This window comes from Mucilaginibacter xinganensis (assembly GCF_002257585.1).
Taxonomy (GTDB): domain Bacteria; phylum Bacteroidota; class Bacteroidia; order Sphingobacteriales; family Sphingobacteriaceae; genus Mucilaginibacter; species Mucilaginibacter xinganensis.
Genome location: NZ_CP022743.1, coordinates 799,335 through 811,201, shown reverse-complemented (window position 1 = coordinate 811,201; position 11,867 = coordinate 799,335). Strand labels below are relative to the sequence as shown.

Annotated in this window: 11 protein-coding genes; 9 read left to right on the top strand and 2 right to left on the bottom strand. The window is 42.9% G+C overall.

Features of this window, described 5'->3' with window-relative positions:
- Positions 1–13: 13 nt before the first annotated feature.
- Positions 14–493: a hypothetical protein gene (locus MuYL_RS03585; RefSeq protein WP_157740578.1), complete on the bottom strand. Its 480-nt coding sequence runs from the start codon at positions 491–493 to the stop codon at positions 14–16.
- Between the two features lie 235 nt (positions 494–728).
- Positions 729–4,121 (bottom strand): cadherin-like beta sandwich domain-containing protein, encoded by a 3,393-nt coding sequence (locus MuYL_RS03580; protein WP_094569222.1) that lies wholly within the window; start codon positions 4,119–4,121, stop codon positions 729–731.
- Between the two features lie 170 nt (positions 4,122–4,291).
- Here MuYL_RS03580 and MuYL_RS03575 point away from each other — a divergent pair, with 170 nt between their 5' ends.
- The 9 genes from MuYL_RS03575 to rpiB all read left to right on the top strand — a co-directional run bounded on the left by MuYL_RS03575 (position 4,292) and on the right by rpiB (position 11,854).
- A complete protein-coding gene (locus MuYL_RS03575; protein ID WP_094569221.1) occupies positions 4,292–4,813 on the top strand; it encodes a YceD family protein in 522 nt (173 codons plus the stop codon).
- Positions 4,814–4,831: 18 nt separating this feature from the next.
- On the top strand, positions 4,832–5,023 hold the full coding sequence (rpmF, locus tag MuYL_RS03570; protein ID WP_073407314.1) for a 50S ribosomal protein L32: 192 nt from the start codon (positions 4,832–4,834) through the stop codon (positions 5,021–5,023).
- Positions 5,024–5,038: 15 nt separating this feature from the next.
- The gene (gene plsX, locus MuYL_RS03565; RefSeq protein ID WP_094569220.1) at positions 5,039–5,977 is read left to right on the top strand and encodes a phosphate acyltransferase PlsX; all 939 of its coding nucleotides are present in this window, start codon (positions 5,039–5,041) and stop codon (positions 5,975–5,977) included.
- Positions 5,978–5,989: 12 nt separating this feature from the next.
- Positions 5,990–6,979 (top strand): beta-ketoacyl-ACP synthase III, encoded by a 990-nt coding sequence (locus MuYL_RS03560; RefSeq protein ID WP_094569219.1) that lies wholly within the window; start codon positions 5,990–5,992, stop codon positions 6,977–6,979.
- A gap of 121 nt (positions 6,980–7,100) precedes the next feature.
- A complete protein-coding gene (locus tag MuYL_RS03555) occupies positions 7,101–8,090 on the top strand; it encodes a beta-ketoacyl-ACP synthase III (protein ID WP_094569218.1) in 990 nt (329 codons plus the stop codon).
- Between the two features lie 234 nt (positions 8,091–8,324).
- Positions 8,325–8,789 (top strand): acetyl-CoA carboxylase biotin carboxyl carrier protein, encoded by a 465-nt coding sequence (gene accB / locus MuYL_RS03550; protein WP_094569217.1) that lies wholly within the window; start codon positions 8,325–8,327, stop codon positions 8,787–8,789.
- 147 nt (positions 8,790–8,936) lie between these two features.
- On the top strand, positions 8,937–10,277 hold the full coding sequence (accC, locus tag MuYL_RS03545) for an acetyl-CoA carboxylase biotin carboxylase subunit (RefSeq protein ID WP_094569216.1): 1,341 nt from the start codon (positions 8,937–8,939) through the stop codon (positions 10,275–10,277).
- Between the two features lie 69 nt (positions 10,278–10,346).
- Complete coding sequence (tatC, locus tag MuYL_RS03540) at positions 10,347–11,234, top strand: twin-arginine translocase subunit TatC (RefSeq protein ID WP_094569215.1); 888 nt, start codon at positions 10,347–10,349, stop codon at positions 11,232–11,234.
- Between the two features lie 185 nt (positions 11,235–11,419).
- Positions 11,420–11,854 (top strand): ribose 5-phosphate isomerase B, encoded by a 435-nt coding sequence (rpiB, locus tag MuYL_RS03535; protein WP_094569214.1) that lies wholly within the window; start codon positions 11,420–11,422, stop codon positions 11,852–11,854.
- The last annotated feature ends 13 nt before the right edge of the window (positions 11,855–11,867 follow it).

Here is an 11,867-nt window from a genome sequence, read left to right as displayed (position 1 = left end):
TTAAGCGTGATTTTTATTGCATCAACACCGGGGCCAGCTCAACTGCTGATTCGTTAGAGGTTAGGTGAACCTGTTTTTTGTCAAGAGTGCCCTCCAATATAAAGCCAGCCACTTTCGGGGCTTTGAAATTGCCCTGCTCTGTAAATTCCAATTGGATCAGCTTGGTTTCAATGCCGGGTTTAATTACAACTATATTTTTTGAGTTCTTTGACCTGCCGATAATAACCGAATCCTGGTTTACCTGTAAAACATTCACCGAATATTTTACGCCTTTGTACCAGGCTGTTTGCCATGCCGGCGATGGTTTGTTTTTGCTGACTTCCATGAAACATGATAGGGTTTCAGTATAGCTTTTAAGGGCTTTACCATCTCTGTCAACAGGAGCATTGCCAGCGTACTGTGTCTTAGAAAATAACCAGATTTTCTGAGCCTGGTATTTGAGGATCAAACACGATGAGCAAATTAAAAGCATGAACAAGAGTGGTTTCGCCATGATTAATAAAGGTATGTAATTTTAAATATACCCGAAATTTAGACAAAATTAGTAAACTTTAACAGGAAAGGCCCTCTGTAAAAGGGCCTTTCCTGTTTTAAAAATTCATGTAGCCGATTAAGCTACCTTAGCAAAGTCTTTGAATATTGCCGGACCCTGCCACCCCGACCCTGAACGTTTACTAAGTTTTATTTTGGTTAGCTATTCTAAAGGACGTAAGAAAATTGATATGCTCTTAATATTTGATGATTATAAAGCCTGATTTTCGTTTGTATTGTGTGCCGTTATAATATTCCAGTAAGTAAAAATAAGTGCCCCGCGGCTGTAAGCTGCCATTTACGCTGGAATGTCCGTCAAACACTACAGATGAATTATTGTATCCCTTTGCGTTATAAACCAGCGACCCGCTTTGCGTAGCTATAGAAAGGTTATTGTTGGGATAAGCAGCTAATCCATCAATTAAAAGGAAATCATTTTGACCATCGCCATTTGGGGAGATCGCCTGGTGTACCAAAATTTCATCCGTGGCTGTCTTTACACTATCTGAACCCTGCGCTGCAAGCGACAAACCCGTCACCGGACCTGCTGCCCTTGTAGCGGTAATGATATAATTTTTAACCGTAGCACCATCCTGTGCTGTTACTGTTGTTGTAATAACATTGGTTCCCACGGCCAGCGGAATGGATGGCGATGCTGCACCTGAAGCCACAGTTGTGCCGTTAACCTTAATGGTTGCGGTAGCATCCTGAACAACAGAAGTAACCGTAAGGCTGGTTTCGCTGTTGGGAACCGAGGTGGTATAGTTTTTATATCCGGGCCCTGTTACGGTTGTAAGCGCGGTACTTGGGCTTATCTTTAAGCTCGATAGCAGGGCATTGGTTGATAAGCCTGCTGCTGACCGTGTTACTGTTAATGTGTATGTTTTAACAGTGGTTCCGTCTGAGGCCGTTACAACGGTATTAATTACATTATCACCAACACTTAACGGAACACTTGCTGATGCTACTCCTGACGCGGTTGTAGTTCCGTTAACTTTTATAGCAGCATCACCGGCAGTAGCTGTTGGGGTTAGTTTAATTGATGTTGTTGCATTGGGTACACGCAAAGTATAAGCCGTTGTTAAAGTTGCAAATACCGGGTTGAGCGCACCTGCATTGGTTATAAGGTTAGCAAGCGTAGCAATGGATGATGTAGCCCTTGTAGCGGTAATGATATAATTTTTAACGGTAGCTCCGTCCTGTGCCGTTACCACAACGGTAATAACATTGGCGCCTGCGGCCAGCGGAATGGATGGCGATGCAGCGCCTGAAGCTACAGTTGTGCCGTTAACCTTAATGGTTGCCGTAGCATCCTGAAGAACTGCAGTAACGGTAAGGCTGGTCTCACTGTTAGGAACCGATGTGGCATAGTTTTTATATCCGGGCCCGGTTACCGTAGTAAGCGCGGTGTTAGGGCTTAACTTCAGGCTTGATAGCAGGGCATTGGTTGATAAGCCCGCGGCTGATCGTGTTACTGTTAATGTGTATGTTTTAACAGTGGTTCCGTCTGAGGCCGTTACAACTGTATTAATAACATTATCACCTGCAGTTAATGGAATGCTTGCTGATGCAACTCCTGATGCAACGGCAGTTCCGTTAACCATAATACTCGCATCACCGGCGGTAGCTGTCGGGGTTAGCTTAATAGATGCTGTGGCATTGGGTACGCGCAAGGTATAAGCCGTTGTTAACGTTGCAAATGCCGGGTTGAGCGCGCCTGCATTGGTTATAAGATTAGCAAGCGTAGCGACTGAAGATGATGCCCTTGTAGCGGTAATGATGTAATTTTTAAGGGTAGCACCATCCTGTGCTGTTACCGCTACAGTAATTACGTTGGCGCCAACTTTTAACGGAATAGTTTTTGCCGCGCCTGAAGCTACCGTTCCTCCGTTTACTTGAATGGTTGCTGAAGTATCCTGGGCCACCGAAATAAGATTAAGGCTGGTTTCACCGTTCGGAACCGCTGTGGAGTAATTTTTATATCCGGGTCCGGTTACGGTTGTAAGTGGGGTACTGGGGCTGATCTTTATGCTTGTTAAAAGGGCATTGGTTGATAAGCCAGCTGCTGATCGGGTTACTGTTAGCACATAGGTTTTGGTAGTTGTTCCATCCACCGCCGTTACAACAATATTGATAGCGTTATTGCCGACGTTTAATGGCAAGCTTGCGGAGGCTGCGCCAGATGAGACGGCTGTGCCATTAACTTTTATGGATGAAACACTATCACCGGCGGTAGGTGTTATTTTTATTGACGAGGTCGCATTTGGCACATGCGCGGTATAAGCGGCTGTTGACGGTAAAAAGACCGGCGATAAGGTGCCGCTGTTTATTGTAAGGTTGGCAAGAGTTATAACTTTTAGCACCTTGATATTAATATTAGTTGAGTTAAGACCGTCATTGTTATAAGCCGTAACTGTGTAATCAGTTGCCGGACTCGAAGCAATCGGAGTGCCGCTGATGGTTCCGGTACTGGTATTGAAGTTCAGCCCTACCGGCAGCGCAGGGGATATAGAGAAGCCACCTGTTGGCGTAAACTCTTTAATAGATGTGTTATAAAAATCAGGTATATAAAGATTGTTTTTTGTGTCGATGGCTATGCCTTGCGGGTAATTTAAACCAGATCCAATACTGATTATCGCCCCTCCCGATACAGGGATTTCCTTTATACTTGCGCTGTATAACTCTGCATAATATACATTGCCGCCGCCGTCAACTGCCACTCCGTAGGGGTCATTAACATTGCTGGCCAGTGTAATAGCAGTATTGCTGCCTACAGGGATTTTCTGTATCAGATTGGTGATGTTGTCGCTTACATATATATTTCCCTTTGCATCCAGGGCAACGCCGGTTGGGTGATTAAAGGCCGGCCCAACATTTTTTACTGTTCCGCCGCCTGCAGGTATTTTTTCAAGTAAGCCATTACCAAGGTTTGTTACAAACAAGTTACCGGTAGCATCGATAGCTAAGCCATATGGCTGATTAAATCCTGACGCTATAGTAGTAATTACACCGCCAGCAGCTGCAATTTTTTTAACAACATTGTTCCCGTTATCCGCAACGTAAACGTTCCCCTGTTTATCTACAGCTACTCCAACAGGTCCGTTGAATCCCGTTCCTATAGTAATTGGGGTGCCGCCGCCGGCAGGTATTTTTTTTACAACATTATCAGCAAGCTGTGAAAAGTACACGTTGCCAGCTGTGTCGATCGTCACATTCCGGGGGCTGTTTATACCCGAGGCAGCGACCGTAATGGCAATGCTTCCGGCGGGCCCCACATTACTGCTTGTGGGCACCAGTGGTTGTATAGTCTCATTTATATGGTAAACCTGGGGGCCTTTGTAGCTTAGCTGCGGCGGAGGATATTGCCCATCATTCGTATTAACCACAACCGAACTGCGACGATCTGCATTATAGCCAGAAGTTTTATAGTTCGTCGACGGTGATATTTTTGTTGGAGTGCTACCACCAGCAGGAAACCGCTTAATATTTAAGTCAAAAGTATTCGGGACAAAAATATTGTTCCCTGCCAAACAAATACTATTTGCTGAAATAAGTATAAAAAATAAAATTGTGCGTAAATTTATAATCATGGTTTAAGTATTTTGCCTCTAAATCTAGTCATATATTATAAATATCAAATACCTTAAACAACAAGTTTTTCCGTTTAAAAACTGTGATTCCATAGGCTGATTTCTCTATTTAAAAAAACACTTTTCAATTCTCAATTTAATCCTTACATTTGCGGGCTAATTGTTGCTCATTGAAATCGCTAAGAAATTATTCGATTCCGTTTACCGGCCTGAAACTGGGGAAGCACCAGTTTGAGTATATTGTTGACGATGCTTTTTTCGACGCATTTGAATATTCGCTGGTAAAAAAAGCCGACCTAAATTGCAGGGTAGAATTGGAAAAGCAGGAGACTATGATCATCCTGGATTTTCAGATCACCGGTACAATTGATTCAAACTGCGACAGGTGTTTGGCGCAATATCCGCAACCGGTGGATATACACGAACAACAGGTAGCTAAGTTTAGCGAAGAGGAAATTGGTGACGACGAAGAGATTATCATCCTTACTAAAAATGATCACGAGATCAATATAGCGGGGTTGATTTATGAATACATAAACGTAGCGTTGCCGTTTATAACCGTATGTGATAACGAAGGGAACTATCCCTATTGTGATAAAGAAATGCTTGACAGCTTAAATAAGCTTTCGGCAAATACAGAAAAAGATGAGCAGGCAGACCCACGGTGGGATGCGCTCAAAAAGATTAAATAAATATAAATACCAGGTTTTATGCCACATCCAAAACGTAAAATATCCAAATCAAGGAGAGATAAACGCAGAACGCATGATAATGCAGTAGCGCCAACCCTTACTACCTGCAAAACTACAGGTGCTGTACATTTACCTCACAGAGCTTATACTGTTGACGGTAATGTATATTACAACGGTAAATTACTGATTGAGAAAGCAGCTGTAGCTTAAGTTTAATTTTCTGGTATGAAGATTGGCTTAGATATTATGGGCGGTGATTACGCTCCCAAAGCAACCGTTTTAGGGGCAATTGCAGCTTATAAAGTTTTAACTGCCGACCAGAAACTGGTGCTTATTGGCGATAAAGACCAAGCTGTAAGCATACTTCAGGAAAATAATTTCAGTCCTGATCATTTCGATTTTGTACATACAACAGAAGTGATAGGTATGGGCGAGCACCCTACAAAAGCAATTGTTCAAAAAACCGACTCCAGTATTTCTGTTGGTTTTAAATTACTTAAAGAGGGCGCCATCGACGCATTTTCATCAGCCGGTAATAGCGGTGCTATGCTGGTAGGTGCTATGTTTAGCGTGAAATCCATTCCGGGTATTTTACGCCCGGCAATAGCAAGTTTTGTACCCAAACTGGAAGGCGGTTTGGGTATTTTAATTGATGTGGGTGCCAACGCTGATTGCAAACCTGAATATTTATTACAGTTTGGGGTGTTGGGCAGTTTATTTGTGCAGCATGTGTATGGCCTTGCCAATCCGCGCGTTGCATTAATTAACATCGGCGAGGAGGAGGAAAAGGGAAATCTGCTGAGTATTGCCGCCTGGCAACTGATGAAGGAATCGAAACTTATCAATTTTACCGGTAACGTTGAAGGCCGTGATTTATTTGGCGACCATGCTGACGTTTTTGTTTGCGACGGCTTTACTGGTAATGTGATATTGAAACTTGCCGAGTCGTTTTATGTAGTTACCCTGAAGCGGAAATTAAAGGATGAGTTTTTTGACCGGTTTAATTATGAACAATACGGGGGCAGCCCAATATTAGGGATTAATGCGCCTGTAGTTGTTGGCCATGGCATATCAAATCCGGAGGCTATAAAAAACATGGTACTGCTTTCAAAAAACATGATTGAGAGTGGCCTTACAGATAAAATAAAACTGGCTTTCCAGTAAAGAATATTGAGAATGAACAAAATTCATGCTGCTATTACAGCTGTGAATGGTTACGTGCCCGAATATGTACTAACTAATCACGAACTGGAAACGATGGTGGATACCAATGATGAGTGGATAACCACCCGTACAGGTATCAAGGAACGAAGGATACTGAAGGGCGAAGGATTGGGCACCTCAGACATGGCAGTACCCGCTGTGAATGGCTTGCTAAAAAAACGCGGCATCGGTGCCGATGAAATTGATCTGATCATATTTTGCACGTCCACCCCGGACCGTGTATTCCCTGCCACAGCAAACATATTGGCCGATAAAATTGGGGCTAAAAATGCCTGGGGTTACGACTTGCAGGCTACCTGTTCAGGCTTCTTATTTGGCCTGGCAACAGGTTCGCAGTTTATTGAAAGCGGCAAGCATAAAAAAGTATTGGTAGTTGGCGGCGATAAAATGTCGTCAATGATTGATTATACCGACCGTGCAACCTGCATTATTTTTGGCGATGGCTGCGGTGCGGTTTTATTGGAACCAAATGACGAAGGAAACGGAATTATTGATTCTGTTTTAAAGAGTGATGGGGCCGGGCTTCCCTTTTTGCATCAAAAGGCAGGAGGATCGGCAAGACCAACTTCGCACGAAACAATTGACAACCGAGAACACTACCTGTACCAGGAAGGGCAAACCGTGTTCAAATTTGCGGTAACCAATATGGCCGAAGTTGCTGCTGAAGTTATGGAACGCAATAACCTGAAAGCAGATGATATTGCATGGCTGGTGCCGCACCAGGCCAACAAGCGTATTATTGATGCAACGGCAAGCCGCACCGGTGTCAGCGCCGATAAGGTGATTATAAATATTGAAAAATACGGTAACACAACAAACGGGACATTGCCGTTGTGCTTGTGGGAGTGGGAAGATAAATTCAAGAAAGGCGACAACCTTATAATCGCTGCCTTTGGCGGTGGATTTACCTGGGGATCGATCTATTTAAAATGGGCTTATTAATGTAAAGGTTCAGGGATGTTGAGAATGCCGATGCAGATATAAAATAATTTTATAATTTTAGTCCGCACATTTGAGATTTTCACACCTTACATCAGCAATACTTTAGAGTAAAAAAACAAAAATGAGTAAAATTCATGCTGCTATTACAGCTGTACATGGTTACGTACCCGATTACATACTAACCAACAAGGAGCTGGAAACAATGGTAGATACTAATGACGAGTGGATAACTACGCGTACAGGTATTAAAGAACGAAGAATACTAAAAGGAGAAGGGCTGGGTACATCAGACATGGCCGTTCCGGCTGTTGAGGCATTGTTAAAAAAACGTGGGATAGGTGCTGATGAACTTGACCTGATTATTTTTTGCACAACTACACCCGATAGGGTTTTTCCTGCTACGGCAAACATACTGGCTGATAAAATTGGGGCTAAGAATGCATGGGGTTATGACCTGCAGGCCGCCTGCTCAGGTTTTTTATTTGGCCTTGCAACCGCTTCGCAATTTATTGAAAGCGGCAAGCATAAAAAAGTTTTGGTGGTGGGCGGCGATAAAATGTCGTCAATAACCAATTATAAAGACCGTGCCACCTGTATTATTTTTGGGGATGGCTGCGGCGCGGTGCTGCTGGAGCCCAATGAGGAAGGAAACGGCATTATCGATTCTATCTTAAGGAGCGATGGTTCCGGGGTGGCATACCTGCACCAAAAGGCAGGCGGCTCGGTAAAACCGGCAACGCATGAAACAGTAGACGCGCTTGAGCACTTTGCCTACCAGGAAGGCCAGGCAGTTTTTAAATTTGCGGTAACCAAAATGGCCGATGTAGCTGCCGAGGTGATGGAACGCAATCATCTTAATGCAGACGATATTGCATGGCTGGTGCCACATCAGGCTAACAAACGCATTATTGACGCCACCGCTAACCGTACAGGTGTTACTGCCGATAAGGTTATTATAAACATTGAAAGGTATGGCAATACCACTAACGGAACAATTCCGCTTTGTTTATGGGAGTGGGAAGATAAGTTTAAAAAAGGCGACAATCTGATCCTGGCTGCTTTTGGCGGTGGCTTCACCTGGGGATCAATCTATTTAAAATGGGCCTACTGATGTGTAAATGTGCGAATGATTGGTGTGCGAATGATTTAAATTTTCTTATTTTGCACCGCTAACATTTCAAAACAAAAACATTATTAAATTGGCATCGTTTACCTTTATAAACCAACTATTAATTAACTAATTAAAAAACAATTGCACATTTGCACCTTCGGAATTCACGAATTTGAAGTTTGCACATCTGCACATTATCATATAACTTTATCCAAAACCAATTAACCCCCGAGCATGGATATTAAACAAATTCAGGATCTTATACGCTTTGTTTCCAAATCAGGAGTAAACGAAGTTTCAATAGAGCAGGAAAACTTTAAGATCACAATAAAAACCAACCAGGTTGCAACCATTGTGAACGCAACAGTACCTGATGTTAACGCCGCACCTTTAGCCGCTCACGTTGCAGCGCCTCCCGTGGCTGTACCCGCTGCAGCACCTGTAGCCGATACCTCTCATTACGTCACCGTAAAATCGCCAATGATAGGAACTTTCTATCGCTCGGCAAGTCCGGAGAAACCACTTTTTGTGAATGTTGGCGACGAAATAAAATCAGGGACAGTGCTTTGCATTATTGAAGCAATGAAATTATTTAATGAAATTGAATCGGAAGTTTCAGGCCGTATTGTAAAAATACTGGTTGATAACGCATCTCCGGTTGAATATGACCAGCCGCTATTTTTGGTTGAACCAATGTAATTAGTTGGTTACGTTGAATGGTTGATTAAGTGAGTGGTTCGCTCGTCAACTATTTAAAATAATTTGCTGATAAAACTTAAAGTTGATATTAAGCGGCCGGTAACCTAATCAGCCTCTTAACTTAATCAACCACTTAACTAGAACAACATGTTTAAAAAAATATTAATAGCTAACCGGGGAGAAATAGCCTTGCGAATTATTCGCACCTGTAAGGAAATGGGCATAAAAACCGTAGCTGTATATTCAACTGCCGACAGGGATAGCCTTCATGTACGTTTTGCGGATGAAGCTGTTTGTATTGGGCCTCCGCCAAGCCGTGACTCCTATTTAAACATCCCGAATATTATTTCGGCTGCGGAACTTACCAATGCTGATGCTATTCACCCGGGCTACGGATTTTTATCAGAAAATGCAAAGTTTTCGTCTATTTGCGCAGAATATGGCATAAAATTTATTGGCGCAACTGCGGCACAGATCAATGCCATGGGCGATAAGGCTTCAGCAAAAGAAACCATGAAAAAGGCCGGTGTACCCTGCATTCCCGGTTCGGAAGGCTTGCTGACCGGTGTACAGGAAGGTATCAATATCGCAAAAAAAATAGGATATCCTGTTATATTAAAGGCTACTGCCGGTGGCGGTGGCAGGGGTATGCGTATTGTTTGGAAGGACGAAGAATTTGAAAATGCATGGGATAGTGCACGTGCTGAATCAGGTGCTGCTTTCGGTAACGACGGTATGTATCTTGAAAAATATGTACAGGACCCGCGCCACATAGAGATCCAGGTAGTTGGCGACCAATATGGTAAAGTTTGCCATTTGAGCGAACGTGACTGTTCTATTCAGCGCCGTCACCAAAAGCTGGTTGAAGAATCGCCTTCGCCTTTTATGACAGAAAAGCTGCGTAAAAAAATGGGCGAGGCTGCTATAAAAGGAGCAAAGGCTGTTAAATATGAAGGTGCCGGAACAGTAGAGTTTTTGGTTGATAAGGATCGGAACTTTTATTTTATGGAGATGAATACCCGCATCCAGGTAGAACACCCGGTTACCGAAGAGGTTATTAACTTCGATTTAATAAAAGAGCAAATAAAAGTTGCAGCAGGGATCCCTATTTCAGGCAAAAACTATGAGCCGATACTGCATGCTATTGAGTGCCGTATAAATGCCGAAGACCCTTTCAATAATTTTCGTCCGTCCCCCGGAAAAATTACAAATTTTCATTCGCCGGGCGGTCATGGTGTTCGTATAGACACACATGTTTACTCGGGCTATGTGATCCCTCCAAATTACGATTCAATGATTGCTAAGGTTATTTGTGTGGCGCAAACCCGCGACGAAGCTTTGGCTACCATGGAGCGTGCGTTAAGCGAATTTGTTATTGAAGGCGTTAAAACCACCATACCATTTCATTTAAAACTTTTAAAGGACCCTAACTTCCGTGCAGGAAACTTCACAACCAAGTTTATGGAAACCTTTGAATATTCTGAATAAGCAACCGGGGTTTAAAAATTAAACATACAAAATGCTCCGTGCGCTTTAAGCCGGTTTTTTATTTTCAACATGGCCAACATAGGTAATAAGCTAATCAAAGCGATAAAGGATAAAGGGAATACGTTAGAAAATGAAATGTCATTCTTTGAGCATTTGGAAGCTTTGAGATGGCACCTTATCCGCGCGGCGCTGGCCGTAGTTATATTTGCATCTGTTGCTTTTGCCTGGTATAATGAGATCTTTGAAAATATCATAATGGCACCAACCCATACCACCTTCTGGGCATACCGGATGATGTGTGATATGGGCGAATTGTTCCAAAACTTATTACCGAAACTATTTAGCGCCAAAGATTTTTGTGTGGAGAGCATAAAAGTCCATTTGATTAATACAGAGATGGCAGGACAATTTACCCTGAAGATCAATTCATCGTTAATGATTGGTCTTGTTTTAGGGATTCCCTATCTTTTTTGGGAATTGTGGCGGTTTATAAAGCCTGCCCTACACGAAAAAGAAAGAAAGGCAGCCAGCGGCTTCGTGTTTTACGCCTCTCTGCTCTTTATTGTTGGGGTAATGTTTGGTTACTTTATAATTACCCCGCTATCGATCAGGTTTTTAGCAGGCTACACTGTGAGTGATACCATTCAAAATTTATTTGATATCGACTCTTATATCTCATCAGTAGCAACATTAACGCTTGCCACCGGTGTTGTATTCCAACTGCCAATTTTAGTTTATATAGTTTCAAGCCTTGGCTTTTTAACACCAAAATTGATGCGCAGCAGCAGGCGTTATGCTATTGTAATAATATTAATAATTGCCGCAATAGTTACCCCAACACCTGATGCACTTACCATGACCGTTGTGGCTATACCGCTTTTATTTTTATATGAGCTAAGTATTATAGTTGCCGGTGTGGTTGAAAGAAGACGCAGGGCTAAAGAATTAGCTTCTTAGTAAGACTTCCGATGCTTGATGTGCGGATTTGCAAATGTCCTTTTGATTCACGCAAATCCGCACATTTTCGGTTTATACCTGTTACAATATTTCCGCTATCCGGACATTTGCATATCCGCACATTGTCTTTTATTCCCACAAAAATTTTACCTTAGCCCCCTTCAATAATTATTAAATTTGATGTTATGAATAAAGGGCTAAAGATTGCCATTGGCGCTGACCACGCCGGTTTTGAATATAAAAAACAGCTTATTGAGGGGCTTGATGTAAAAGAAGTGAAAGATTTTGGAACTTACTCCAATGCATCCGCAGACTATCCCGATTTTGCGCACCCCGTAGCTTTAGCTGTTGAAAGCGGCGAATTTGATTTTGGAATATTGGTATGCGGCAGCGGCAACGGTGTTGCTATTACCGCCAATAAACACCAGGGCATTCGCGCAGCCATATGCTGGAACGAAGAGCTTGCCGAAAGGGCCCGCAGCCACAATAACGCAAATATTGTTTGTATTCCCGCCCGGCACATCTCTATTGAAGAAGCAAAAGAAATAGTAGGAGTGTTTTTGAGCACCGAATTTGAAGGCGGCAGGCACGCAACCAGGGTGGATAAAATATCTTGTTGAGTGATTAAAGGCC

What these genes read in the sequence shown, in the direction of transcription:
- accC (WP_094569216.1), top strand. Translation starts at nt 8,937, where the DNA reads ATGTTTAAAAAAATATTAATAGCTAACCGGGGAGAAATAGCCTTGCGA.
- MuYL_RS03585 (WP_157740578.1), bottom strand. Translation starts at nt 493, where the DNA reads ATGGCGAAACCACTCTTGTTCATGCTTTTAATTTGCTCATCGTGTTTG.
- tatC (WP_094569215.1), top strand. Translation starts at nt 10,347, where the DNA reads ATGGCCAACATAGGTAATAAGCTAATCAAAGCGATAAAGGATAAAGGG.
- rpiB (WP_094569214.1), top strand. Translation starts at nt 11,420, where the DNA reads ATGAATAAAGGGCTAAAGATTGCCATTGGCGCTGACCACGCCGGTTTT.
- plsX (WP_094569220.1), top strand. Translation starts at nt 5,039, where the DNA reads ATGAAGATTGGCTTAGATATTATGGGCGGTGATTACGCTCCCAAAGCA.
- rpmF (WP_073407314.1), top strand. Translation starts at nt 4,832, where the DNA reads ATGCCACATCCAAAACGTAAAATATCCAAATCAAGGAGAGATAAACGC.
- MuYL_RS03555 (WP_094569218.1), top strand. Translation starts at nt 7,101, where the DNA reads ATGAGTAAAATTCATGCTGCTATTACAGCTGTACATGGTTACGTACCC.
- accB (WP_094569217.1), top strand. Translation starts at nt 8,325, where the DNA reads ATGGATATTAAACAAATTCAGGATCTTATACGCTTTGTTTCCAAATCA.
- MuYL_RS03560 (WP_094569219.1), top strand. Translation starts at nt 5,990, where the DNA reads ATGAACAAAATTCATGCTGCTATTACAGCTGTGAATGGTTACGTGCCC.
- MuYL_RS03580 (WP_094569222.1), bottom strand. Translation starts at nt 4,121, where the DNA reads ATGATTATAAATTTACGCACAATTTTATTTTTTATACTTATTTCAGCA.